This window comes from Xenorhabdus yunnanensis, assembly GCF_028598805.1.
Taxonomy (GTDB): Bacteria; Pseudomonadota; Gammaproteobacteria; order Enterobacterales; family Enterobacteriaceae; genus Xenorhabdus; species Xenorhabdus yunnanensis.
Genome location: NZ_JAQRFI010000023.1, coordinates 41,786 through 66,850, shown reverse-complemented (window position 1 = coordinate 66,850; position 25,065 = coordinate 41,786). Strand labels below are relative to the sequence as shown.

The window sequence follows — 25,065 nt, the reverse complement described above, 5'->3', positions numbered from 1 at the left end:
TAGCGCCTGTTCCCAGATTTTGGCAGGGGATGGCATGTGACACCGCCTTTTATTTAAGGAAGAAGAGCCCCATCATGGCACAATAGGGATTACGGCTGTAGTACTAAGCAGTAACAATCAGTATCTTATTTACTTTTTTTGTTAGCTCAATTTTTAAACGATATAAATGTGATTATGATCGCTAGATATTTATTAATTTCCTATTAGAGAATAATGTTAGATTAAGAAGCCTGATAACACATACTTCTTACAGTGTTGATTTGGCATGATTTTAATCTTCTTCTGTTCGAATCTAAACTACATATCACCGTAATGGATTCATTTAAAAAATTGCAGAATAAACATCTTTTAATATAGCATAAGTTTTATTTTCATCGATTATGAGTCAGGTAAGGCCATTGAAAATAATCACAAAAATCCCATTTTATAACTATAAATCGGTAACTTATGTCACAACACCACAATCGAGCATTAAATAAACAGGACTATAAAACTCTGTCTTTAGCAGCTTTAGGCGGTGCTCTGGAGTTTTACGATTTTATTATCTTTGTCTTTTTTGCCGTTACGCTTGGAGAACTTTTTTTTCCTGCAGATATACCTGAATGGCTTAGACAACTACAAACATTTGGTATTTTTGCCGCAGGTTATCTGGCTCGACCGTTAGGTGGGATTATCATGGCTCATTTCGGTGATCTCATTGGACGTAAGAAAATGTTTTCACTGAGTATATTGCTGATGGCTGTACCAACACTGACCATCGGAATGTTACCCACCTACGATTCCATAGGCATGACTGCGCCTATACTCCTTTTACTACTGCGGATCATGCAGGGAGCTGCGATTGGTGGAGAAGTGCCCGGCGCATGGGTTTTTGTGGCGGAGCATGTTCCCCATAAACGCATCGGGTTTGCCTGTGGTGTTCTGACGGCAGGATTGAGCATGGGAATTTTATTCGGCTCTCTCGTCGCAACCATTATTACTTCCATTTATACCAAGCAAGACGTTCTGGATTGGGCATGGCGTCTGCCATTTTTCTTAGGGGGAATTTTCGGCCTATGTGCCATGTATCTGCGTCGTTGGCTGCATGAAACACCTATCTTCAAGGAAATGCAAGAACGCAAGGCGTTGGCAGGAGAGTTACCACTAAAATCCGTGATTTTTAATCACAAACGCGCCATCTCTATTTCCATGCTGCTTACCTGGCTGCTTTCCGCAGGAATTGTTGTCATCATCTTGATGACCCCAAGCTATATGCAGACAGTATTTCATCTGGAACAATCACTGACGTTGAAAGCAAACAGTCTGGCGATCATTTCATTGGCGGTTGGCTGTATTTCTGTGGGATATTTATGCGATAAATGGGGAGCTGGTATCGTGTTGATTATCGGCTGTATTCTATTGGCCTCCACTACATGGTTTTTCTATCACAATATTAGCCATGAACCGCTCAAACTATTTAGTGCTTATTCCCTCGTCGGTCTGGCTGTAGGCGTGATTGGTGCAGCGCCTTTCGTCATGGTTAATAGCTACCCGCCAGAAGTCCGTTTCAGTGGCATTTCATTTTCATATAATGTGGCCTACGCTATTTTTGGTGGACTGACACCGATCCTTGTCACCTTGCTGCTGAGATATACCCCGCTGGCTCCCGCCTATTATATTATCGCCTTATCGGTTATTGGCCTTTTATTGGGGTTTTATTTGCGGAAAAAATCTATATGAAATCTATATGAAAAAAACGATGGGAAATTAAAGAGGCATGATTAATGCTCTCATGATCAAGCACAGGATGAGCATAAATCACTCATCCTGTCTAAAAATGGTTAAGCGTGTTTCACTTCACCAATTGGCAGAACAGTACGGCCATATTGTTCATTCAGAACTTCAGCCATTGCCAGATAAAAAGCACTCGCACCACAAACAATGCCTTCAAAACCCGCGAAGGTCAAAATGCTGGCATTACCTGTGATATTGCCAATTGCCAGCAATGCGAACAGCAGCGTCAGGCTACCAAATACCAATTGCAGGACACGGTTAGCTTTCAACGTACCAAAGAACATGAACAGGGTGAAAATTCCCCACAGGGCGAGATAAACGCCAAGGAACTCATGGCTGGTTTCTTCGGCCAAATCCATCATTGGCAGGAACAGTAAGGCAATCAAGCTCAACCAAAACATACCGTAAGAGGTAAATGCGGTTGCAGCAAAAGTATTCCCTTTTTTGTACTCAAAGATACCGGCCAGCACCTGAGCCAAACCACCATAAAAAATGCCCATGCTCAAAATAACTGATGCCAATGGGAAAAAACCTGCGTTGTGCAAATTCAACAAAATGGTTGTCATGCCAAAACCCATTAAACCCAATGGGCCTGGGTTCGCCAACTTATTAGAGTGCATACTTCCCCTAGAAAATACAAATAATACAAAATATTAAAAAGTTATCATGGCGCTTTCCCGCACCAAGAAACCATAAAAGGCGGCGAATCATAATGTGATGGCATCAACTACACAATGGCCTTGGAAAAATTTTTTTATTAAATCTCAATTTTTTTTCAATCAGCCCCTTGATGATGCGATGAATGACCCCATCTAAGTCTCAACTACAGTTACTACTGAATATTTCAGCATTAGCTGAAAAACAAAATGAGGAATTTCTGGCAAACAGAGCCATTGAAAAGAAAACATTCGTCCTCATATAGCTTAGTAACTTGACCGAATATATGAATTCTTTGTGGAGGCGTTTAGATGGGTAAAATTATTGGTATCGACTTGGGAACTACCAACTCTTGTGTAGCAATTATGGACGGCACAACTGCTCGTGTGCTTGAAAACAGTGAAGGTGACCGTACCACACCTTCCATCATCGCATATACTCAGGATGGTGAAACTCTGGTTGGTCAACCAGCTAAACGTCAGGCTGTTACTAACCCGCAAAATACTCTGTTCGCCATCAAACGTTTGATCGGCCGTCGTTTTCAGGACGAAGAAGTACAGCGTGACGAATCCATCATGCCATACAAAATTATGGCGGCGGATAATGGCGATGCATGGCTGGAAGTGAAAGGCCAGAAAATGGCACCACCTCAGATCTCTGCTGAAGTTCTGAAAAAAATGAAGAAAACAGCGGAAGACTATCTGGGTGAACCAGTAACCGAAGCGGTTATCACCGTTCCTGCATACTTCAACGATGCACAGCGTCAGGCAACTAAAGACGCTGGCCGTATCGCAGGTCTGGAAGTTAAGCGTATCATCAACGAACCAACCGCTGCTGCTCTGGCTTACGGCCTGGACAAAGAAGTGGGCAACCGCACCATTGCGGTTTATGACCTGGGTGGTGGTACTTTCGATATCTCTATCATCGAAATCGATGAAGTTGATGGCGAAAAAACTTATGAAGTTCTGGCAACCAATGGTGATACTCACTTGGGTGGTGAAGACTTCGACAGCCGCATGATCAACTATCTGGTTGATGAGTTCAAGAAAGAACAAGGCATCGACCTGCGTAATGACCCACTGGCAATGCAGCGTCTGAAAGAAGCGGCAGAAAAAGCGAAAATCGAACTTTCTTCTGCACAACAGACTGACGTGAACCTGCCATACATCACAGCAGATGCAACCGGTCCTAAGCACATGAACATTAAAGTGACTCGTGCAAAACTGGAATCTCTGGTTGAAGACTTGGTTAAACGTTCTATCGAGCCGCTGAAAGTCGCACTGAATGACGCAGGTCTGTCTGTATCTGACGTCCAGGACGTTATTCTGGTTGGTGGTCAGACTCGTATGCCAATGGTGCAGAAAGCAGTTGCAGATTTCTTCGGCAAAGAGCCACGTAAAGACGTGAACCCAGACGAAGCAGTTGCAATGGGTGCAGCAGTTCAGGGCGGTGTACTGGCAGGTGACGTGAAAGACGTTCTACTGCTGGACGTAACTCCACTGTCTCTGGGTATCGAAACCATGGGCGGCGTGATGACTTCCCTGATTACTAAGAACACCACTATCCCAACCAAGCATAGCCAAGTGTTCTCTACAGCGGAAGACAACCAATCTGCGGTAACTATTCACGTACTGCAAGGTGAGCGTAAGCGTGCCAGCGATAACAAATCTCTGGGTCAGTTCAACTTGGATGGTGTTCAGCCAGCGATGCGTGGAACTCCACAGATCGAAGTTACTTTCGACATCGATGCTGACGGCATCCTGCACGTTTCTGCGAAAGACAAAAACTCCGGCCGTGAGCAAAACATCACCATCAAGGCATCTTCTGGTCTGAACGAAGAAGAAATCCAGCAGATGGTACGCGACGCTGAAGCAAACGCTGAAGCTGACCGTAAGTTTGAAGAGCTGGTTCAGATTCGTAACCAAGCTGACCAACTGGTTCACGGTACTCACAAGCAAGTTGAAGAAGCCGGTGACAAACTGACTGCTGACGATAAAGCTACAATCGAGAAAGCAACTTCTGAGCTGGAAACTGCGGCGAAGAGCGAAGACAAAGCTGAAATCGAAGCGAAGATCCAAGCTCTGGTTGAAGCATCCAAGAAACTGCTGGAAATCGCACAGCAACAAGCACAAGCTGGTGCTACCGATGCTGGTGCAACCAACGCGAAGAAAGAAGACGACGTTGTAGACGCTGAATTCGAAGAAGTTAAAGACAAAAAATAATAGTAGCCCTTAAGCCCAATAGGTTTCGAGTTGCATCAAGGCGGCAAGCGATTGAATCCCAGTCACATAGAAAGCATGTGACTGGGCTAAATGAGCAAAACCAGCAAAGAATCAATTTGAAAGATGAAGGGAATAGCGGGCAAAGTAACAGGCCTCTGTTACTTGTTAACTGTACGGGCGTTGAGGTAACTCTACGCCCGTGCGTGCGTATTAAGGGTAAACAATACGATGGCAAAAAAAGATTATTACGAAGTTTTGGGAGTTTCCAAAACCGCAGACGAAAAAGAGATCAAAAAAGCCTATAAACGACTGGCAATGAAATATCATCCTGACCGTAATCAGGGTGATAAAGATGCAGAAAGTAAATTCAAAGAAATTAAAGAAGCGTATGAGATCCTGACGGATGCTCAGAAACGTGCCGCTTATGACCAATATGGTCACGCTGCCTTTGAACATGGTGGTATGGGTGGTGGTGCAGGTGGTGGAGCTGACTTTAGCGATATCTTTGGTGACGTTTTCGGAGATATTTTCGGTGGTGGCCGTCGTCAGCAGCGCCATAGCCGTGGCTCAGACCTGCGTTACAGCATGGAATTAACCCTGGAAGAAGCTGTCCGTGGTGTGACCAAAGAGATCCGTATTCCAACACTGGAATCTTGTGATACCTGTCATGGCAGCGGAGCCAAGGCGGGCACCAGCCCACAAACTTGTCCAACCTGTCACGGTGCAGGCCAAGTACAAATGCGCCAAGGGTTCTTCGCCGTTCAGCAGCCTTGCCCTCAGTGTCATGGACGTGGAAGCATCATCAAAGAGCCTTGTGGTAAATGTCATGGACATGGTCGCGTTGAAAAATACAAAACTCTGTCTGTCAAAATTCCGGCAGGTGTCGATACCGGTGATCGCATTCGCTTGAGTGGTGAAGGTGAAGCAGGTGAACACGGTGCACCAGCGGGTGATTTGTACGTTCAGGTTCAAGTCAAGACTCACCATATCTTCGAACGCGATGGCAGCAACCTTTACTGTGAAGTTCCAATTAACTTTGCAACAGCAGCATTGGGTGGCGAAATTGAAGTTCCGACCCTTGATGGTCGCGTCAGCCTGAAAATTCCTGCGGAAACCCAGACCGGCAAACTATTCCGTATGAAAGGTAAAGGTGTTAAATCCGTTCGTGGTGGTGTTCAAGGCGACTTGATGTGCCGTGTCGTGGTAGAAACACCGGTTAAGCTGAATGAAGAACAAAAAGAGCTGATGCGTAAATTGGGTGAATCTTTTGGCGGAAAAAGCGGTGAAACCAATAGCCCTCGCTCCAAAAGTTTCCTCGATGGCGTGAAAAAATTTTTTGATGATTTGACAAAGTAATTTAATGTCTTTGTAAGATCATTGATAATAGTTCCTCCTGATTATCTCTCTAATTTATTGATAATCAGGTGGGATTTATGAGTTATTGCATTACCTCCCATTTTTATTCTTTCAAGTAACACGATCATTCCCCCAATTTCGTCCCAATCACTCCAGCTACAATCACCATACAAGCCAATAATCTCATTTTGCTAAACGGTTCCCGCAAAATAAAAACCGACAACAACATTGCAAACAGCACGCTGGTTTCACGCAATGCAGCAACCATTACAATTGGGACATAGCTCATCGCCCAAATGACAATGCCATAACTCAACAATTGCATTAGCCCGCCCAGTAATCCTTGCTTCCAATATTGGCGAATATTTTGCCCAATCGTATAGCGATATTTGAAATACATAATGACGCCCATTGACCAGCCGTGAATGGCAAACAGCCACAAGATATAGGTTAAGGCGTTATCACTGACACGGGAGCCAATGCCATCAGATAAGGTATAGAAAGCTGTAAAAACTGAAGTTATTAGCGCTGCAATTAATGCTCGGCTATCCATCTGAAATGATTCTTTTCCCTTGGGAAATGCGATCAAAATAATTCCTATAACAATTAAGCCAATACCCAACATACCAAGAGGCGGTAATACTTCCTGCAATATAATCCAACTCAAGAAAGCAGTAATTAACGGTGCACTTCCTCTGGCAATAGGATATACCTGACTTAAATCCCCTGTAGCATAAGAACGGCTCAGGAACAGGCAGTAACCGATATGCAGGATGGAAGACAACACTAGCCATGGCAAGGAAGAGAGAGTTGGCAATCCTACCCAGAATAATCCGGCTGTTGAAATCAGGCCAGCAAAAAAAACGATGATTGATATACCCAAAAATCTATCAGCACTGATTTTGACTAAAACGTTCCAACTGGCATGTAGCAGGGCAGCACCGAGAACAAATAATAATAGGAATGTTGTCATGAGATATTTTAATCAATTGTTAATAAATAGCTGATAAAAGCAGCTTTTGATTCTGATTGCAATGTACTCATCCCCGAAAAAATGTTAATTTCATAATGTTATAATTCGTATATGACGAACAATATCGCATAAATAATCTGCTTTTTCCGATGTCATGACTATCATAACATTATTATTTCGATCAATTTCATAGGTTAATTTATCCATGACTGCAATCATTCGCCAATTTTTGAAATTAGAGGCAGCAGGAGGAATCATTCTCATCATTGCAGCTATTGTTGCGCTGGTTATGGCGAATACGCCATTGCAGGGTATTTATCATCAATTTCTCAACCTTCCTGTTGCGGTGCAATTCGCAGCATTAGAAATCGACAAGCCATTATTACTCTGGATAAATGATGGATTAATGGCGGTGTTTTTCCTGATTGTCGGGCTGGAAGTAAAGCGGGAACTCATGGAAGGCTCGCTGGCTGGTCGTGACAAAGCAATTTTCCCAGCCATTGCAGCGCTTGGAGGTATGTTGGCCCCTGCCCTGATCTATCTGCTATTTAATGGCAGTGATGAGATCACACAACAAGGTTGGGCAATTCCCGCAGCAACAGATATTGCTTTTGCACTTGGGATCATGGCCTTGCTGGGGAAACGCGTTCCCACCGCATTGAAAGTATTTTTACTTGCGCTGGCAATCATTGATGATTTAGGTGTGATCATTATTATTGCTTTGTTCTATACCAAAACAGTGTCTCTGGGGGCATTAAGTCTGGCGGCTGCCATGATTGTGCTGCTGGTCTGGATGAATTGGAAAGGAATAACTAAAACATCTGCTTATCTGGTTGTTGGTGTTGTTTTATGGGTATGTATCTTGAAATCGGGTGTTCACGCCACGTTAGCTGGCGTTATCGTTGGATTCTTGATACCGCTTCGCGACAAAAAAGGCGAATCACCTTCTGAAACACTGGAACATGAATTGCATCCATGGGTAGCTTATTTAATTCTGCCATTGTTTGCTTTTGCTAATGCTGGCATTTCATTGCAGGGCGTCACACTGAATGGCTTAACAAGTATGCTGCCTGTAGGCATTGCACTTGGTCTGTTTATTGGCAAGCCATTGGGTATTTTCCTGTTTAGCTGGATTTCAGTAAAACTGGGAATAGCTAAACTGCCGGAAAAAATCCGTATGGGACAAATTTTCGCGGTTTCCGTACTCTGTGGGATCGGTTTTACCATGTCTATCTTTATTTCTGGTCTGGCATTTGAAGGTCTAAATGACGACTTCAGTACCTACTCCCGCTTAGGAATATTGATTGGCTCTACAACCGCAGCTGTCGCTGGTTATGGATTACTCAGGGCATTATTACCGAAGAAAAACACCCAAGAAAAAACGTAGCCAAAAGCAAATGAATAGACTAATTTAAGTGCAAAATAAGAAAGAACTTCCGAAGTAATTCATCCTCTTTATATTCATATTCGCGGCAAAACATTTACAGCTTCTATGCCGCGAATATTTCGTATCAATAGAAAAATAGGAAAACGCCATAATCTGGCGACCTGAAATGTATGGTTACGGCTGTTATGCAGGCGTGAGATATACACAAGGATAAATATATGCAGGTTTCACATTTAAATTTTAACCATCTCTATTATTTTTGGCATGTTTGCAAGGAAGGTTCTGTTGTGGGCGCAGCAGAAGCACTATATCTGACACCACAAACCATTACAGGGCAGATAAAAGCGTTGGAAGAGCGTCTGAATGGGAAATTATTCAAGCGCCAAGGAAGAGGCTTAGTGCCCTCAGAGCTGGGGCAATTGATTTTCCGCTATGCGGATAAAATGTTTACACTCAGTCAGGAAATGCTGGATATCGTTACTTACAGCCGAGAATCAAACCTGCTGTTTGATGTAGGAGTCGCTGATGCGCTATCCAAGCGTTTGGTCAGCAAGGTACTGGAAACTACCGTTGTGGAACATGAAAAAATCCACTTGCGTTGTTTTGAATCGACACATGAAATGCTACTTGAGCAACTTAGCCAGCATAAACTGGATATGATCCTCTCTGATTGTCCAGTGGATTCCTCTCAACAGGAAGGCTTATTTTCCGTGAAATTGGGGGAATGCAATATTAGTTTTTATTGCCGCCAGCCGATCCCAGAAAAATCCTTTCCTGAATGTTTGGAAGAGCGGCGCTTATTGATTCCTGGTCGCCGCTCCATGCTGGGCAGAAAGCTCCTGACATGGATACGTAATAAAAACCTTCAAGTTGAAGTGTTGGGTGAATTTGATGATGCTGCCTTGATGAAAGCATTTGGTATGTATCACAATGCCATTTTCATTGCGCCTTCTTTCTATGCCAATGATATTTTTGCAGATAGTGATATTATTGAAATAGGTCGATTGGATGCTGTACAGGAAGAATATTATGTCATCTTTGCAGAGCGCATGATTCAGCATCCGGCAGTCCAGCGAGTATGTAACAAAGACTTTTCTGCTTTATTCAGTTCTCCACCAAAAAGTCGCCCTGAAAAATCTTTAAAGCTGTGACGTAAAAACCGTGACCTTAAAATCATTGCATTAAAATCAGCACATTAAAACTGACAGATACAAAAAAACCGGCTTTAAGCCGGTTTTTTTAGCACTATCAATTTTTAGCACTATCAATTTTTAGCACTATCAAAACAAATCAAATGATTACATTGCTTTGATTTGCACTGCCAGAGCAGATTTATGACGAGCTGCTTTGTTTTTGTGGATCAGACCCTTACAGGCGTGACGATCAACAATTGGTTGCATATCATTGAATGCTTTCTGTGCAGCTTCTTTATCGCCAGTAGCGATAGCCGCGTATACTTTCTTGATAAAAGTACGCACCATAGAACGACGGCTTGCGTTATGCTGACGACGTTTCTCAGACTGTACGGCGCGTTTCTTAGCTGATTTGATATTAGCCAAGGTCCAACTCCCAAATATATTCTATCGAGGACAATTCAAAGGCCGAGAAATATGCCTGTTCAGCCTTCTTTTGTCAATGAATTTGTGCAAATAAACGTCGTTGTACGACGACGCTGCTTACGTTGTGATGGGGCAGGATTTTATCAGCTTACTGAAAGGGAATACAGTCCTTCGCAATAAAAAACTGAATGAATCACAGAGAAATGCGATAAATTAAATATTTTTCGGGCATCTAGCCTATTTTTATTGTATGAATCAGGTTATTAATTAAAACCCTTTGTGATCGTGGGTTAACCTTGAGCTTTGTACAAGGTATAATCCGACAATTTCCACGGTATTGAGCCAGCTATGGAGCTAATTCGCGGTCTACACAATATCCGGGCGCGTCACCATGGTTGCGTGCTGACGATTGGTAATTTTGATGGTGTCCATCGCGGGCACCAGGCTTTACTAAAACACTTGAAGCAAGAAGGGCAGCGTCTCGGATTACCGACGATGGTCATGATTTTCGAACCGCAGCCTCTGGAAGTTTTTGCTACAGATAAAGCGCCAGCCCGCCTGACAAGGCTGAGAGATAAAATAAAGTATCTGGCCCAAAATGGCGTTGATTATCTGTTATGTGTGAAATTTGACAAATATTTTGCAGATAACTCACCTGAAGCCTTCGTTTCACAGTTGCTCGTTGAAAAACTGGGTGTTAAGTTTCTGGCAATAGGAGATGATTTCCGTTTTGGCAAAAATCGCTTCGGAGATTTCCACTATTTGCAGCAAGCAGGTAAACAATACAATTTTGATGTCGCCAGCACAGACAGTTTTTGTGACAGCGGTCTTAGGATCAGCAGTACAGCCATTCGCCAGGCACTGCAAAATGATGATCTGGCCTTGGCCGAAATATTACTGGGACACCCTTACAGCATAAGTGGCAGAGTCGTTCACGGTAAGCAATTGGGGCGTACTATTGGCTTTCCCACAGCTAACTTACCGTTGAGACGTCTAGTTACGCCCGTTAAGGGTGTTTATGCTGTTGAAGTCCACGGATTGGGCGATAACCCTCTACCGGGCGTTGCAAACATAGGCAATCGCCCTACAGTTGCTGGTCAAGGCCAGCAACTTGAAGTGCATTTGATTGATACCCAAATGGATCTGTATGGGCGTCATATCGATGTAGTATTACGCAAAAAATTGCGTAATGAGCAGCGATTTGCTTCGCTTGATGCGCTTAAACAGCAAATCGCAAATGATGTGATTGCTGCGAGGAACTATCTCTTGCGGCTATCCGAGTCATGTATCTGATATCCAATAGATTTCAAGTTGCAGCGCGATGGCAAGTGAATCAATCCCCAGTCACATAACTCTATATGACTGGGGTGAGAGAACACAGCCAACAAAGTAGCAACTTGAAAGATGAAGGATATAGCGGAAAATTGGAACTGAGAATCTATAATGAGTGACTACAAAGACACCCTGAATTTACCGGAAACAGGGTTCCCTATGCGCGGGGATTTAGCCAAGCGCGAACCAGATATGTTGAAACGTTGGTACAAAGAAGGTTTGTATCAGGCAATTAGAAAAGCAAAATCTGGCAAAAAAACGTTTATCTTGCATGATGGCCCTCCATATGCAAACGGCGATATTCATATTGGTCACTCAGTTAATAAAATTCTCAAAGATATTGTCGTTAAGTCCAAAGGGCTATCAGGCTTCGATTCGCCTTATATTCCAGGTTGGGACTGCCACGGTTTGCCCATTGAGCTCAAGGTTGAGCAAATTATCGGCAAGCCGGGGGAAAAATTTTCCGCCGCTGAATTCCGTGCTGAGTGCCGCAAATATGCCATGACTCAAGTCGAAGCACAAAAAGCGGGTTTCAAGCGCCTGGGCGTACTGGGTGATTGGGATAAACCTTACCTGACCATGGACTTCAAAACTGAAGCAGACATCATTCGGGCACTGGGCCGCATTATCAAAAATGGGCATTTGCTGAAAGGTGTAAAACCCGTTCACTGGTGTACTGACTGTGGTTCCTCCCTCGCTGAAGCAGAAGTTGAATACTACGATAAAACCTCCCCTTCCATCGACGTACGCTTCACTGCCGTTGATGCTGATGCCATATACGCCAAATTTGACGCACAGCACCTCAGCCTGCCAGTTTCTCTGGTTATCTGGACAACCACACCGTGGACATTACCAGCTAACCGAGCGATTTCACTGAATGCTGAAATTACGTATCAGTTGGTTAAAGTTGAAGATGAATGTCTGATTCTGGCGGCGGAATTGGTTGAATCCGTCATGCAACGTGCAGGCATCACTTCATGGGAAGTCGTCAGTGATTGCACAGGTGCAGATTTGGAACTGCTGCGCTTCAAGCATCCATTCATGGGCTATGACGTTCCCGCAATTCTGGGCGATCATGTTACGCTTGAAGCAGGTACAGGTGCGGTGCATACTGCTGGGGGCCATGGCTCTGATGACTACAGTATCAGTCTGAAATACGATCTTGAAATCGCCAATCCTGTTGGCCCTAATGGTTGTTATATCTCTGGCACTTATCCTTCACTGGATGGTCAGTTTGTTTTCAAAGCGAACGATATCATCGTTGAACTGCTGAAAGAAAAAGACGCATTACTGAGTCTGGCAAAAATCCAGCACAGCTACCCTTGCTGCTGGCGCCACAAAAAACCAATCATCTTCCGTGCAACACCTCAATGGTTCATCAGTATGGACAAAAATGGTTTGCGTGAACAATCTCTGAAAGAGATCAAAGATATTCAGTGGATCCCAGGCTGGGGACAGGCGCGTATCGAATCCATGGTAGAAAACCGTCCGGACTGGTGTATCTCCCGCCAGCGTACATGGGGTGTACCAATGTCTCTGTTTATTCATAAAGAGACACAAGAGCCACATCCACGTACCGTTGAATGGATTGAAGAAGTCGCCAAGCGCGTTGAAGTGGATGGTATTCAGGCATGGTGGGATCTGGACGCAGCAGAACTGTTGGGTGATGAGGCTGTTGATTACATCAAAGCGCCGGATACACTGGACGTCTGGTTTGATTCAGGAAGCACCCATTCTTCTGTTGTTGATGCTCGTCCGGAATTCCACGGCAATTCAGCCGATATCTATCTGGAAGGCTCTGACCAGCACCGTGGCTGGTTCATGTCCTCACTAATGTTATCCACTGCGATCAAAGGCAAAGCGCCTTACCGTCAGGTGCTGACTCATGGTTTCACCGTTGATGAGCAAGGACGTAAGATGTCCAAATCCATCGGCAATACCGTCAGCCCACAAGATGTGATGAACAAACTGGGAGCAGATATCCTGCGTTTATGGGTAGCATCCACCGATTACAGCGGTGAAATAGCTGTTTCTGACGAGATCCTGAAACGCTCTGCTGATGCTTACCGCCGTATCCGCAATACCGCCCGCTTCCTGCTGGCAAACCTGAATGGCTTCAACCCAGAAGAGCATATGGTAAAAGCAGAAGATATGGTCGTTCTGGATCGTTGGGCAGTAGGTCGCGCTCAGGCAGCTCAGGCAGATATCCTCAAATACTATGATGAGTATGATTTCCACTCCGTAGTTCAACGCTTGATGCAATTTTGTTCCGTAGAAATGGGTTCGTTCTATCTGGATATCATCAAAGATCGCCAATACACCGCGAAAAATGACAGCCTTGCTCGTCGTAGCTGCCAAACGGCATTATTCCATATCTCAGAAGCACTGGTTCGTTGGATGACACCGATTCTGTCGTTCACTGCTGATGAAGTTTGGAATGAACTGCCGGGTAAACGTACTCAATATGTCTTTACCGAAGAGTGGTATGACGGGCTGTTTGGTCTGGCAGATGGCGAAGATATGAACGATACTTTCTGGGCTGATCTGTTGGCAGTACGTGGCGAAGTGAACAAAGTTCTGGAACAGGCTCGTGCTGACAAACATATCCGCAGTTCTCTGGAAGCTGCCGTCACACTCTATGCAGATGAAGCATTAGCAGAAAAACTCAGCAAACTGTCTGATGAACTGCGTTTTGTGCTGCTGACCTCTCAGACTGAAGTTGCAGATTATGCAACTGCCGACGAGAATGCGCAGCAAAGCGAACTTGCTGGCCTGAAAGTGGCCTTCCGCAAAGCAGACGGAGAAAAATGTCCACGTTGCTGGCACTATGCTAAAAATGTGGGTCTGGTGGCGGAGCATGCAGAACTTTGTGGCCGCTGTGTGACTAACGTTGCCGGGAACGGTGAAGAGCGTAAATTTGCCTGATGAATAAACCCATTTGTTCCACCGGACTGCGCTGGCTTTGGCTGGTTGTTGTGGTATTAATACTGGATTTGGGAAGTAAGTACTTAGTGTTGCAGCATTTCACGCTGCACGAATCCATTCCACTGATACCTTATTTCAACCTGACTTATGCCCAGAATTTAGGGGCAGCTTTCAGTCTTCTGGCCGATAAAGGCGGCTGGCAGCGCTGGTTCTTTTCATTGGTGGCAATTGCCATTACGGTTGTATTGCTGGTGACAATGTATTATTCCAACGCTAGGCAGAAACTGAGCAATATTGCCTACGCCTTAGTGATTGGTGGGGCATTGGGGAACTTGTTCGATAGGCTGGTGCATGGCTTTGTTGTTGATTTCATCGATTTTTACGTCGGGGAATGGCACTGGCCTACCTTTAATATTGCAGATTCTGCAATTTGCATCGGGGCTGTTCTCATTATTATAGAGAGCTTTATCACCCCTGATGACAAGGACAAGAAAGCAGCCTCGAAAGCATAATTCATTAAAAGAAATAGAAATAGTTACTGAAAAATAGTTACTGAAAAAATAGTCATTGAGAAAATAGTTATTTAAATGAATAGTTATTTAAATAAATAGTTATTGAAAGAATGATAATAAATCAGCCCCAGTTTTATGAGCTGGGGCTGAAAACTTCATCTATACCCAATAAATTTCAAGTGGTAACGCAGGCAACTAAACAAAAACTTGGAAGATGAAAGGTATACTTGCAATCATTTTTAAGTAAAAGGTTTGAGCAACATGTCAATGCAGGTGCAAGCGCACAGTGCAGTTTTGTTACATTTCACATTAAAGCTGGATGATGGCTCTACGGCAGACTCGACTTACAGTCAAGGCAAGCCCGCTTTATTCCGCCTTGGTGATGGAAGTCTCTCTGCCCCACTGGAACAACAACTTCTTGGTTTGAAAGTCGGTGATAAACACCAATTTACTCTGGCTGGAGAAACCATTTTTGGCAAACATAACCCTGATTTAGTCCAATACTTCACTCCTCGTGATTTTTCCGATGCCGGTATCCCAGAAGTAGGAACCATCATGTTATTTACAGCCATGAACGGCAGTGAAATGCCGGGGCTTGTCAAAGAAGTCGCTGAAGGTTCCATTACTGTTGATTTTAACCATCCACTGGCTGACCAAAACATCACTTTTGAGATTGAAGTGTTGGAAATTGACCCTCAGTTGGAGGAAACCCATGCAAATATTGCTGGCTAACCCTCGTGGTTTCTGTGCTGGTGTTGATCGTGCCATCAGCATCGTAGAACGGGCACTGGAATTGTACGGTGCCCCTATTTATGTCCGCCATGAAGTAGTACATAACCGCTATGTGGTTGACGATCTCAGAAATCGTGGTGCTATTTTCATTGAAGAAATTTCAGAAGTCCCTGATGGTGCTATCCTGATCTTCTCCGCACATGGTGTTTCCCAAGCCATTCGTGCCGAAGCCCGCTCCCGTGATTTAACCATGCTGTTTGATGCAACCTGTCCACTGGTCACCAAAGTACATATGGAAGTCGCAAGAGCGAGCCGCAAAGGTAAAGAAGCAATTTTAATCGGACATGCCGGCCATCCTGAAGTAGAAGGCACGATGGGACAGTACAATAACCCCAACGGCGGCATGTATCTGGTGGAGTCACCGAAAGATGTGTGGAAATTGCAAGTCAAGGATGAAAATAACCTCTGCTTTATGACACAGACAACACTTTCTGTTGATGACACTTCAGAAGTGATTGATGCACTTAATGCAAGGTTCCCTAATATTGTCGGCCCACGCAAAGATGATATCTGCTATGCCACGACCAACCGCCAAGAAGCGGTTCGTGATCTCGCTTCAGGAGCTGATGTTGTTTTAGTTGTAGGTTCTAAAAACTCATCAAACTCAAATCGTTTGGCCGAACTTGCGCAGCGCGTAGGGAAACCGGCTTATTTGATTGATTCGGCAGAGGATATCAAAGAGGAATGGATTACTGGTGTAAACGCAGTAGGCGTAACGGCGGGTGCATCTGCGCCTGATATTTTGGTACAGCAGGTTATTGAACGCCTGAAAACTTTTGGTGCAGAAACGGTTAACGAACTGCATGGTCGAGAAGAAAACATTGTTTTCGAAGTACCAAAAGAGCTGCGTGTTGAAGTGAAAGAGGTTAATTAACCTTAAGGACAGCAGTTTCAGAATCATATAAATTCAAGCTCGGCTTTTTCGGGTTGGAAGGCGTAAGCAATTAATCCCGACACAATCTCCAACAAAAAGCCGAGTATACTACGGCGTCTGAGTGTCCAGTTAATACTCTTATCCTTTATGGATGCATTAATTTATTATCCTCTGAATCTATAATGACCATTTATAGAATACCATTTGTTACTTTCCGTAGGATTTAGTTGTAAATACACGCCATCATCTAAAATAGTAAATCCCATATTAAAATATACCGGCATTGCTGCTGGTACCGAAGAAAGTGTTAGTTTTCCTTTCATTCCTAATTGTTGTGATTTATTTAACGCATATTCTATTAGTAAAGAACCACAATTTCGAATACCACAATGAGTCACCAAATAATCGATTATCGGTAATTCAGGATAATCGTCATTCTTAAGAGAGAATTGTAAAACCCCTATAGGTATGCCTTTGAAATATGCAGCAAAAAAAATGACCTTCTTTTCTGGTTTAGCTATTTTATTAATATAATCCTTCGCCGAACTCGATATTTGATCCAATATATAATGTGTGCTTTTATATCTGGCATTCCATTTCTCTTGCTCATCATTAATCGAACCAGAAGGATTATAATATTCCCACTCATTCTTTATCATAGTTGTGTTAGTTATCTTATTTGCTATATTTAATGCTTCTTGTGCACTAACTTCCTTGATGGCTATAAATATTCTGGCATCAACTGATGTTAATTTCTGATGCGAAGTAGATTTAGTACGGGTTAAACGACCAAATTCTGCAGGTTGACTAACATTCAAAGATCCTGATCTAAACCTCATAATCTTCCCCATACAAGACTGTAATAAAAATTACTCATTTTTACCATATTAATATAATGACCAAAAAACAGCTGCCATTAATTATTATTTAATTAAAACTAACAAATAAAATAATGTAATGAATTAATGGTATACTATAGGGTTAAACTCCATTTTTTAAAAGGTCACTATAGATCCTTTTGTTGTAAAAAGAAAGATAACAATGATACCAAAATCTAATTTGAATTCAGGCTCAAGTAAAAATACAGTATTTATTATGGAAATAAATTACGATGGAAATACCACATCATATTGCACCGATAGTTTACCTTTCTTTTGCTGTATATCCTGTATCAGGATTCCATTAATTTGCTTTAATGACTCCACGTGTGTTCCACCACAAGGATAAGGTGTAAGCTCACTAAAACCGACCTCTCTAAACCCATTATCCCGTAGAGTAATTTGGCAAGATAAGTTTTCACAAATGAATTGGTCACATTTTTCTTGAAGATCTTCAATTGAAAAGGCTTGTGCATCAGCCCCTGATTTAAAGGTTACACGACTTTCTCCGGGCCAGTGATGTGCCTTAATGGGATGCCAACCCAAAAGTTCAACAATGTGTCCAATAAGGTGCCCCGCAGAATGCAATTGTGAATGTAATCGGCGACGTTTCTCATCAACACGGGCAAAGGCAATACCTGTACTCACAGGATATGTTGTGTAATGAATTATTCTGTCATTTTCTAACGTGACATGAATAACCTCCACATCATTAAGCCAGCCAGTATCACTAGGTTGGCCTCCTCCTTGAGGATGAAACGGAGTTGCTTTTAATTGAACCGCATAACGTTGATCATCGCAAAGAGAGCAATCTAGGATTTCAACTTCTCCTGCCAATATGGAGCTGGATAAATAAAGACGTTCAAACATAACTAATATTCCCTGGTATCAGCAAACTTTTCCTAATTGTATTAAATAAACTCAATTGCGATAATCCATCGAAAAACCAAATAACTTTTGACTTATGAGCACAAATAACACAATAAATTTAATGCGGGAGATGGCTATTTTCGCGAAAGTGGTTGAGACGGGCAGTTTCTCTGAAACAGCCCGTCAGCTTGCTGCCACTCCTTCTGCCATTAGCCGTTCTGTAGCCAAATTGGAAAAAGCTCTGGGAACTCGCCTCTTACAGAGAACAACACGTAAACTACGTTTGAGTGAAAGTGGACAAGAAGTTTATGAGCGTTGTTTGGATATGGTAAATGCAGCTCAGGACGTTATGACCGTATCAGGGAATTTCAGTCATGAGCCACAAGGAATAATACGGGTCAGTGTACCTAAAGCGGTAGGACGTTTCGTAGTTCATCCTCATATACCTGCTTTCCTTACGCATTATCCCAAAGTAGATGTAAATTTACGACTTGATGATCGATATGTCGACTTGATAGATGATCAGGTTGATCTCGCGATACGAATTACAGATCAACCTCCTCCGGGTTTAATGGGACGACGTTTATTGCATATTTGGCATATTTTATGTGCAACGCCTGAATACCTTGCAGAACACGGCACTCCACAGCATCCACACGACCTGAAAACTCACAGTTGCATTTATCTTGGAGAAGAACCGGGTGATTCGCGCTGGAAATTCAGTCAGGGTAGCAAAATTGCCACTGTTAATATTCATGGACGTTATGCAGCCAATCATACAGGGGTAAGGCTTGATGCAGTCCTACAACACATTGGAATAGGCAGTTTACCTTATTTTACCGCTAAGCATGCTTTACAGCAGGGGCGATTAATTCAAGTTCTACCTGATTGGAACTTTAAGGCCAACTATACTGGCGAACTCTGGATACTCTACCCACCAACTCGGCATTTGCCACCAAAACTTAGTGTATTCATAGAGTTTCTGGCCAAATGCCTTCGTAAAGAACCCACCTCAGATAAAATAGCAGCCAAAGGTCGTTCAATCCATAACTACGAATTGCCAGAGGCAGGAGAGTAACTACAAAACAGTAGCTACACAAGACTAACGACATATAGGGTGATATCCGCTGTTTAGTTTTTTTTATAACTTCCCGTCGGATCCCTGTTTTTCTTATTGTCAGACTATAAGTCTGGCGCAGCCAGTTCTTGGCAGTTAAGCTGTAAAACAATTTCCTTAAAAAATTTCCTTTGTCACCTCAATTAAAAATGATTTATAGAGAGGGCCTTATGGCTGATACAGATATTCGCGTTGCTATCGTAGGCGCTGGCGGGCGTATGGGACGTAATCTTATTCAGGCCGTCCAGCTGTTGGATGGTGTTACCCTTGGTGCTGCATTGGAGCGTTCCGGTTCCTCATTGATGGGAACTGATGCTGGAGAGCTGGCGGGAATTGGTAACAATGGGGTGGTTATTAATGATGATCTTCATCAAGTTATTGAACAATTTGATGTATTGGTCGATTTTACTCGTCCTGAAGGAACATTGGCTTACCTCTCCATTTGTCAGCAACATCACAAATCAATGGTCATCGGCACAACAGGTTTTGATGATGCCGGAAAACAAGCCATTGCAGAAGCCTCCCGTGAGATCCCCATTGTTTTTGCCGCGAATTTTAGTGTTGGCGTTAATCTGGTACTAAAATTGCTGGAAAAAGCCGCCACCATTATGGGGGAATATACAGATATCGAAATTGTTGAAGCACACCATCGCCATAAAGTGGATGCTCCATCAGGAACAGCACTGGCTATGGGAGAATCCATCGCTAATGCATTAGGTCGTGATCTCAAAACCAGTGCAGTGTATACCCGTGAAGGCCATACCGGAGAGCGAGATCCTAAAAGCATTGGATTTGCCACCATACGGGCAGGAGATATTGTTGGAGAGCATACCGCGATCTTTGCAGATATCGGTGAACGTGTAGAGATAAGCCATAAGGCTTCAAGCCGTATGACCTTTGCTAATGGCGCAATTAAGGCAGCACTATGGTTAACAGGAAGAAATAGTGGCCTGTACAACATGAAAGATGTATTAAACCTTGATGATATTTAATTTTAAAAAATTATAATCAATTGTAATTACATAGTTATTTATTAAATAGCTGTGTAATTATGATATAAAAACAATTTTCAATAAAATAACTGAGTTAACCACTATTTTCATAATAATACTGAGTCTTTTTGTTGCCTTTTTCCCATGAACACGAAAAAAAACATACTTTTTTTCTGTTTTTAAGTTTTCTCTCACAGTAATCGATTATCCTCTCCTACTTCTCTTATACTTTTCAGCTTCATTTACCCAATACAAGACCAAAAGTTGTAAAAAAGCCAATAAAAATGCCATTTTTTGTAGACAACCCCCCTTCTCATCATTAGAATGCGCGCAATTTGCCAAAATTTTGACAAAAAATCATGATTGGCATTGATTTTAAGGATTAAATCTGAATTAATATGCATTGGATGCGACTAATTATTCATACTGGAGGGCGTTTTGATTAAGTCAGCTATATTGGTCCTGGAAGATGGAACCCAATTTCACGGTCGCGCCATTGGTGCAAAAGGTGTGGCTGTTGGAGAAGTGGTCTTCAATACCTCAATGACCGGATATCAAGAAATACTTACCGACCCTTCCTATTCCCGCCAAATTGTTACTCTTACTTATCCTCATATTGGTAATGTCGGCATCAATGCCGCTGATGAAGAATCCCCCACCATTCAAGCCCAAGGCTTAGTTATCCGTGATTTGCCCTTAGTGACCAGCAACTTCCGCAGTGAAGAAAATCTGTCTGATTACCTGAAACGTCACAATATTGTCGCCATCGCAGATATCGATACACGTAAACTGACCCGCCTATTAAGAGAAAAAGGGGCACAGAACGGTTGTATCATTGCGGGTAATGAGGCAGACACCCAAGTTGCACTGGAAAAAGCAAAAGCATTCCCTGGCTTGAAAGGCATGGATTTAGCGAAAGAAGTCACGACAGCACAATCTTATCAATGGGTGCAAGGAAGTTGGACATTAGCGGATGGGCTACCAGAAGCTCGCAAAGAACAAGAATTACCTTACCACATTGTGGCCTATGATTTTGGAGTTAAGCGCAATATCCTGCGGATGCTGGTGGATCGCGGCTGCCGCGTTACTGTTGTTCCGGCAAAAACCCCGGCTGATGAAGTGCTGAAAATGGCACCAGATGGCATTTTCCTGTCCAATGGGCCTGGTGATCCAGAACCATGCGACTATGCTATTGAAACAATCAAAACTTTCCTGAATACCGAAATCCCTGTATTTGGTATCTGTTTGGGACATCAATTACTGGCGCTGGCCAGTGGTGCAAAAACCGTGAAAATGAAATTTGGTCATCACGGTGGCAACCATCCTGTTAAAGATTTGGATCGCGATGTCGTCATGATCACAGCACAAAACCACGGCTTTGCGGTTGCTGAAAGTTCACTGCCAGCCAATCTGCGCGTCACGCATAAGTCACTCTTCGATGGCACATTGCAAGGCATTCATCGCACTGATAAACCTGCATTCAGTTTTCAGGGGCATCCTGAAGCCAGCCCCGGCCCACATGAAGCAGCTTCTTTGTTCGATCACTTTATTGAGCTTATTGAAGAATATCGCCAGACAAACGCCCAGAACACCAAATAATCAGGAGAAGAAGAAAAATGGCAAAACGTACTGATATTAAAAGTATCCTGATCTTAGGTGCTGGCCCGATTGTTATCGGTCAGGCTTGTGAATTTGACTACTCCGGCGCCCAAGCTTGTAAAGCGCTGAGGGAAGAAGGTTATCGCGTCATTCTGGTAAACTCGAATCCAGCAACAATAATGACCGATCCTGAAATGGCAGATGCGACCTATATCGAGCCAATCCATTGGGAAGTTGTACGTAAAATCATTGAAAAAGAACGCCCAGATGCAGTCTTGCCTACAATGGGCGGGCAAACAGCACTAAACTGCGCGCTGGAACTGGAACGCCAAGGTGTACTAAAAGAATTTGGCGTAACCATGATTGGTGCAACGGCTGATGCGATTGATAAAGCCGAAGATCGTCAACGTTTCGACAAGGCGATGAAAAAAATCGGCTTGGATACTGCACGTTCTGGTATCGCCCATACTATGGAAGAAGCTCTGGCAGTAGCAGAAGATGTTGGCTTTCCTTGCATTATTCGTCCTTCTTTTACCATGGGCGGAACCGGTGGTGGTATTGCCTACAACCGTGAAGAATTCGAAGAAATTTGTGAACGCGGCTTAGATCTTTCTCCAACCAATGAATTGCTGATCGATGAATCACTGATTGGCTGGAAAGAATATGAAATGGAAGTGGTGCGGGATAAAAATGACAACTGCATCATCGTCTGCTCCATTGAAAACTTCGATCCAATGGGCATCCATACCGGTGATTCCATCACAGTAGCACCAGCACAAACGCTGACCGACAAAGAATATCAAGTCATGCGTAACGCTTCGATGGCGGTATTGCGTGAAATCGGCGTAGAAACGGGTGGCTCAAACGTTCAGTTTGCTGTGAATCCGAAAAATGGTCGCCTGATTGTCATTGAAATGAACCCACGCGTATCCCGTTCATCGGCGCTGGCTTCGAAGGCAACAGGTTTCCCGATTGCGAAAATCGCGGCAAAACTGGCAGTCGGTTATACCCTTGATGAATTGATGAATGATATCACAGGCGGGCGTACACCTGCGTCTTTCGAGCCTTCCATTGATTATGTTGTGACAAAAATTCCCCGCTTCAACTTCGAAAAATTTGTCGGCAGCAATGACCGCCTGACCACACAGATGAAATCTGTTGGTGAAGTGATGGCAATTGGCCGTACTTTCCAAGAATCCATGCAGAAAGCCCTGCGCGGTCTGGAGGTCGGCGCGATCGGATTTGATCCTAAAGTCAATTTGGATGATCCACAATCCCTGACCAAAATCCGCAGTGAATTGAAAAATGCAGGTGCTGAGCGTATTTGGTATATCGCTGATGCTTTCCGCGCTGGTATGTCCGTTGATGGGATTTTCAACCTGACTAACATTGACCGCTGGTTCCTGGTACAAATTGAAGAATTGATCCGTCTGGAAGAGCAAGTTGCAGAACACGGCGTTAACAGCCTGACTTCTGATTTCCTGCGCCACCTTAAGCGCAAAGGTTTTGCTGATGCGCGTCTGGCAAAACTGGTGGGAATCTCGGGTAAAGAGATCCGTAAACTACGCCATGATTACAACTTGTATCCGGTTTATAAGCGTGTTGATACCTGTGCAGCAGAATTTGCTACCGATACCGCTTACATGTACTCCACATACGAAGACGAATGTGAAGCCAATCCGAACAATGACAAACCGAAAATCATGGTATTGGGTGGTGGCCCGAACCGCATCGGGCAAGGCATTGAGTTCGATTACTGCTGCGTACATGCTTCTCTGGCTCTGCGTGAAGATGGTTTTGAGACCATCATGGTAAACTGTAACCCAGAAACTGTTTCTACCGATTATGACACTTCCGATCGTCTTTACTTTGAACCTGTTACATTGGAAGACGTGCTGGAAATCGTGCGTGTTGAACAGCCAAAAGGCGTTATCGTTCAGTATGGCGGTCAGACTCCACTGAAACTGGCCCGTGAACTGGAAGCAGCAGGTGTACCTATTATCGGTACCAGCCCTGATGCCATTGACCGTGCAGAAGATCGTGAACGTTTCCAGCAAGCCGTTAATCGCCTTGGCCTGAAACAACCAGCAAATGCCACCGTTACCGCTATCGAACAGGCCGTAGAAAAAGGTAATGATATTGGTTATCCACTGGTCGTTCGTCCATCTTATGTACTGGGTGGGCGTGCAATGGAAATCGTATATGACGAATCTGACTTGCGCCGTTATTTCCAGAATGCGGTTAGCGTATCCAACGATGCGCCAGTCCTGCTGGATCGCTTCCTTGATGATGCAATTGAAGTAGACGTGGATGCCATCTGTGATGGTGAGCGTGTCCTGATTGGCGGCATCATGGAGCATATCGAGCAAGCGGGTGTTCACTCCGGTGACTCAGCCTGTTCTTTGCCTGCTTATACCTTGAGCAAAGAAATTCAGGATGTCATGCGCCAGCAAGTTGAAAAACTGGCCTTTGAACTGCGCGTTCGCGGTCTGATGAATGTCCAGTTTGCGGTGAAAAACAACGAAGTTTATCTAATTGAAGTAAACCCACGCGCAGCACGTACCGTACCGTTCGTTTCCAAAGCAACCGGTCTGCCGCTGGCAAAAGTAGCAGCGCGCGTGATGGCAGGTCAGTCTTTGCTTGAGCAAGGTGCGACTAAAGAGATTATTCCACCTTACTACTCCGTGAAAGAAGTGGTACTGCCATTCAATAAATTCCCGGGTGTTGACCCAATTCTGGGGCCAGAAATGCGTTCTACCGGTGAAGTGATGGGCGTTGGTCATACCTTTGCCGAAGCTTTTTCAAAAGCGATGCTGGGCAGTAACTCCACCATGCGTAAAAAAGGCCGGGCACTTCTGTCTGTACGCGAGGGAGATAAAGAACGTGTTGTCGATTTGGCAGCTAAATTACTTAAGCATGGTTTTGAACTGGATGCGACACACGGTACTGCGATTGTATTGGGTGAAGCAGGAATCAATCCACGCCTGGTGAATAAAGTTCATGAAGGACGTCCACATATTCAGGACAGAATCAAAAATGGTGAATATGACTATATCGTCAATACCACCGCAGGTCGTCAGGCGATCGAAGATTCAAAACTGCTGCGTCGCAGCGCACTGCAATACAAAGTGCACTATGACACGACCCTGAATGGCGGCTTTGCAACCACTATGGCACTCAGTGCCAATCCTACTGAGCAGGTCATTTCGGTACAAGAAATGCATGCTAAGATTGCCAAATAGCAATA

General features: G+C 43.8%; 19 protein-coding genes and 1 pseudogene. 14 read left to right on the top strand and 6 right to left on the bottom strand.

The genetic code is table 11. The features are described from left to right. The first annotated feature begins 447 nt into the window (after window positions 1-447). Entirely contained in the window at window positions 448-1,719 is a 1,272-nt protein-coding gene (locus PSI23_RS11490) for an MFS transporter (RefSeq protein WP_273555215.1), read from the top strand. Window positions 1,720-1,820: 101 nt separating this feature from the next. On the opposite strand, the gene satP is transcribed toward PSI23_RS11490, so the two are convergent. Then, window positions 1,821-2,393, bottom strand: coding sequence for an acetate uptake transporter (gene satP / locus PSI23_RS11485; protein ID WP_273555214.1), 573 nt, complete (start codon window positions 2,391-2,393; stop codon window positions 1,821-1,823). Window positions 2,394-2,741: 348 nt separating this feature from the next. Here satP and dnaK point away from each other — a divergent pair, with 348 nt between their 5' ends. Both dnaK and dnaJ read left to right on the top strand, forming a co-directional pair. Beyond that, complete coding sequence (gene dnaK / locus PSI23_RS11480) at window positions 2,742-4,652, top strand: molecular chaperone DnaK (protein WP_273555213.1); 1,911 nt, start codon at window positions 2,742-2,744, stop codon at window positions 4,650-4,652. A 228-nt stretch (window positions 4,653-4,880) separates the two neighbouring features. Continuing rightward, window positions 4,881-6,008, top strand: coding sequence for a molecular chaperone DnaJ (dnaJ, locus tag PSI23_RS11475; protein ID WP_273555212.1), 1,128 nt, complete (start codon window positions 4,881-4,883; stop codon window positions 6,006-6,008). 124 nt (window positions 6,009-6,132) lie between these two features. Here the strand turns inward: dnaJ and PSI23_RS11470 are convergent, their stop codons facing one another. Continuing rightward, a complete protein-coding gene (locus PSI23_RS11470; protein WP_273555211.1) occupies window positions 6,133-6,981 on the bottom strand; it encodes an EamA family transporter in 849 nt (282 codons plus the stop codon). A 205-nt stretch (window positions 6,982-7,186) separates the two neighbouring features. Between PSI23_RS11470 and nhaA the strand changes: the two genes are divergently transcribed. Both nhaA and nhaR read left to right on the top strand, forming a co-directional pair. Continuing rightward, window positions 7,187-8,368, top strand: coding sequence for a Na+/H+ antiporter NhaA (gene nhaA, locus PSI23_RS11465; protein ID WP_273555210.1), 1,182 nt, complete (start codon window positions 7,187-7,189; stop codon window positions 8,366-8,368). 218 nt (window positions 8,369-8,586) lie between these two features. Continuing rightward, window positions 8,587-9,519, top strand: a complete 933-nt coding sequence (gene nhaR / locus PSI23_RS11460; protein ID WP_092517185.1) for a transcriptional activator NhaR — start codon at window positions 8,587-8,589, stop codon at window positions 9,517-9,519. 147 nt (window positions 9,520-9,666) lie between these two features. Here the strand turns inward: nhaR and rpsT are convergent, their stop codons facing one another. Next, on the bottom strand, window positions 9,667-9,927 hold the full coding sequence (rpsT, locus tag PSI23_RS11455) for a 30S ribosomal protein S20 (protein WP_273555209.1): 261 nt from the start codon (window positions 9,925-9,927) through the stop codon (window positions 9,667-9,669). Between the two features lie 348 nt (window positions 9,928-10,275). On the opposite strand from rpsT, the gene ribF reads away from it, so the two are divergent. From ribF to ispH, 5 genes are all read left to right on the top strand, one after another. Then, window positions 10,276-11,220, top strand: a complete 945-nt coding sequence (gene ribF / locus PSI23_RS11450) for a bifunctional riboflavin kinase/FAD synthetase (RefSeq protein ID WP_273555208.1) — start codon at window positions 10,276-10,278, stop codon at window positions 11,218-11,220. Window positions 11,221-11,370: 150 nt separating this feature from the next. Further along, complete coding sequence (ileS, locus tag PSI23_RS11445; protein ID WP_273555207.1) at window positions 11,371-14,184, top strand: isoleucine--tRNA ligase; 2,814 nt, start codon at window positions 11,371-11,373, stop codon at window positions 14,182-14,184. Continuing rightward, entirely contained in the window at window positions 14,184-14,696 is a 513-nt protein-coding gene (lspA, locus tag PSI23_RS11440; RefSeq protein WP_273555206.1) for a signal peptidase II, read from the top strand. Before ileS ends, lspA begins: the two co-directional genes overlap by 1 nt. A 261-nt stretch (window positions 14,697-14,957) precedes the next feature. Beyond that, the gene (gene fkpB / locus PSI23_RS11435) at window positions 14,958-15,428 is read left to right on the top strand and encodes an FKBP-type peptidyl-prolyl cis-trans isomerase (protein WP_273555205.1); all 471 of its coding nucleotides are present in this window, start codon (window positions 14,958-14,960) and stop codon (window positions 15,426-15,428) included. After that, window positions 15,409-16,362, top strand: a complete 954-nt coding sequence (gene ispH, locus PSI23_RS11430; protein WP_273555204.1) for a 4-hydroxy-3-methylbut-2-enyl diphosphate reductase — start codon at window positions 15,409-15,411, stop codon at window positions 16,360-16,362. Before fkpB ends, ispH begins: the two co-directional genes overlap by 20 nt. On the opposite strand, the pseudogene PSI23_RS23470 reads toward ispH, so the two are convergent. The 3 genes and pseudogenes from PSI23_RS23470 to PSI23_RS11420 form a co-directional block, all read right to left on the bottom strand. Further along, window positions 16,355-16,481, bottom strand: a pseudogene (locus PSI23_RS23470) (IS982 family transposase); the annotation flags it as partial. The gene ispH and the pseudogene PSI23_RS23470 sit on opposite strands and share 8 nt — an antisense overlap. Before the next feature lie 45 nt (window positions 16,482-16,526). Next, a complete protein-coding gene (locus tag PSI23_RS11425) occupies window positions 16,527-17,201 on the bottom strand; it encodes a GNAT family N-acetyltransferase (protein WP_273555203.1) in 675 nt (224 codons plus the stop codon). A gap of 267 nt (window positions 17,202-17,468) precedes the next feature. Then, window positions 17,469-18,110 (bottom strand): alanyl-tRNA editing protein, encoded by a 642-nt coding sequence (locus PSI23_RS11420; protein WP_273555202.1) that lies wholly within the window; start codon window positions 18,108-18,110, stop codon window positions 17,469-17,471. A gap of 94 nt (window positions 18,111-18,204) precedes the next feature. Between PSI23_RS11420 and PSI23_RS11415 the strand changes: the two genes are divergently transcribed. The 4 genes from PSI23_RS11415 to carB all read left to right on the top strand — a co-directional run bounded on the left by PSI23_RS11415 (window position 18,205) and on the right by carB (window position 25,060). Further along, the gene (locus PSI23_RS11415) at window positions 18,205-19,188 is read left to right on the top strand and encodes a LysR family transcriptional regulator (RefSeq protein WP_273555201.1); all 984 of its coding nucleotides are present in this window, start codon (window positions 18,205-18,207) and stop codon (window positions 19,186-19,188) included. Between the two features lie 209 nt (window positions 19,189-19,397). Then, window positions 19,398-20,219 carry a 4-hydroxy-tetrahydrodipicolinate reductase gene (dapB, locus tag PSI23_RS11410; RefSeq protein WP_273555200.1) on the top strand — a complete coding sequence of 274 codons (822 nt, stop codon included), beginning with the start codon at window positions 19,398-19,400 and terminating at the stop codon, window positions 20,217-20,219. A 438-nt stretch (window positions 20,220-20,657) separates the two neighbouring features. Then, window positions 20,658-21,818 (top strand): glutamine-hydrolyzing carbamoyl-phosphate synthase small subunit, encoded by a 1,161-nt coding sequence (gene carA / locus PSI23_RS11405; protein ID WP_273555199.1) that lies wholly within the window; start codon window positions 20,658-20,660, stop codon window positions 21,816-21,818. Between the two features lie 17 nt (window positions 21,819-21,835). Then, window positions 21,836-25,060 (top strand): carbamoyl-phosphate synthase large subunit, encoded by a 3,225-nt coding sequence (gene carB / locus PSI23_RS11400; protein ID WP_273555198.1) that lies wholly within the window; start codon window positions 21,836-21,838, stop codon window positions 25,058-25,060. The last annotated feature ends 5 nt before the right edge of the window (window positions 25,061-25,065 follow it).

Coding starts and splice junctions, on each gene's coding strand:
- PSI23_RS11415 (WP_273555201.1), top strand. CDS start 18,205: ATGAGCACAAATAACACAATAAATTTAATGCGGGAGATGGCTATTTTC.
- PSI23_RS11470 (WP_273555211.1), bottom strand. CDS start 6,981: ATGACAACATTCCTATTATTATTTGTTCTCGGTGCTGCCCTGCTACAT.
- PSI23_RS11490 (WP_273555215.1), top strand. CDS start 448: ATGTCACAACACCACAATCGAGCATTAAATAAACAGGACTATAAAACT.
- ispH (WP_273555204.1), top strand. CDS start 15,409: ATGCAAATATTGCTGGCTAACCCTCGTGGTTTCTGTGCTGGTGTTGAT.
- PSI23_RS11420 (WP_273555202.1), bottom strand. CDS start 18,110: ATGTTTGAACGTCTTTATTTATCCAGCTCCATATTGGCAGGAGAAGTT.
- PSI23_RS11425 (WP_273555203.1), bottom strand. CDS start 17,201: ATGAGGTTTAGATCAGGATCTTTGAATGTTAGTCAACCTGCAGAATTT.
- ileS (WP_273555207.1), top strand. CDS start 11,371: ATGAGTGACTACAAAGACACCCTGAATTTACCGGAAACAGGGTTCCCT.
- nhaA (WP_273555210.1), top strand. CDS start 7,187: ATGACTGCAATCATTCGCCAATTTTTGAAATTAGAGGCAGCAGGAGGA.
- dnaK (WP_273555213.1), top strand. CDS start 2,742: ATGGGTAAAATTATTGGTATCGACTTGGGAACTACCAACTCTTGTGTA.
- ribF (WP_273555208.1), top strand. CDS start 10,276: ATGGAGCTAATTCGCGGTCTACACAATATCCGGGCGCGTCACCATGGT.
- nhaR (WP_092517185.1), top strand. CDS start 8,587: ATGCAGGTTTCACATTTAAATTTTAACCATCTCTATTATTTTTGGCAT.
- dnaJ (WP_273555212.1), top strand. CDS start 4,881: ATGGCAAAAAAAGATTATTACGAAGTTTTGGGAGTTTCCAAAACCGCA.
- dapB (WP_273555200.1), top strand. CDS start 19,398: ATGGCTGATACAGATATTCGCGTTGCTATCGTAGGCGCTGGCGGGCGT.
- carB (WP_273555198.1), top strand. CDS start 21,836: ATGGCAAAACGTACTGATATTAAAAGTATCCTGATCTTAGGTGCTGGC.
- fkpB (WP_273555205.1), top strand. CDS start 14,958: ATGTCAATGCAGGTGCAAGCGCACAGTGCAGTTTTGTTACATTTCACA.
- satP (WP_273555214.1), bottom strand. CDS start 2,393: ATGCACTCTAATAAGTTGGCGAACCCAGGCCCATTGGGTTTAATGGGT.
- lspA (WP_273555206.1), top strand. CDS start 14,184: ATGAATAAACCCATTTGTTCCACCGGACTGCGCTGGCTTTGGCTGGTT.